This is a genomic window from Arthrobacter sp. Y3223164, from assembly GCF_059091005.1.
In genome coordinates this window covers 1-384 of the sequence record NZ_JBNHGF010000901.1, presented here as the reverse complement: position 1 = coordinate 384, position 384 = coordinate 1, and the positions used below count along the sequence as shown (strand labels likewise).

The 384-nt window shown below is 71.6% G+C and carries 1 protein-coding gene; it reads left to right on the top strand.

Annotated elements, in window-relative coordinates:
- A partial coding sequence (locus AC5RUJ_RS18635) for an MmcQ/YjbR family DNA-binding protein (RefSeq protein WP_494156561.1) occupies nt 1-354 on the top strand: 354 nt, incomplete at its 5' end.
- Between the last annotated feature and the right edge of the window lie 30 nt (nt 355-384).

Genomic DNA, 384 nt, shown 5'->3' with positions numbered 1-384 from the left:
CGGCGCCGCACGTGGCAGGGTGAGGACATGCCCACCGAGGACGATGTGCGCCGCCTCTGTCTGGCCCTGCCCGGCGTCACCGAGCGGCTCAGCTGGGGCCAGCCCGCCTGGTTCGCCAAGTCGCTGATGGCGCGGATGTGGGAGCCGGGCGTGCTGACCGTCAAGTCCGACGAGCGCGACGCCCTGGCCGCGACGGCTCCGGACGTCTTCTTTTGGACCCCGCACCACGAGCGTTCCCGGCTGCTGGTGCTGATGCGCTTGGACAAAGTCGAACCCGGCAATCTCGAAGAATTGCTGGACGAATCGTTCCGGCTCGCCGGAGGCCGGCACCCCCGGGCCCGTCCGGGACGTTAGCGCGCCCCGGCGGGCTGCGCCTCGGCCTGC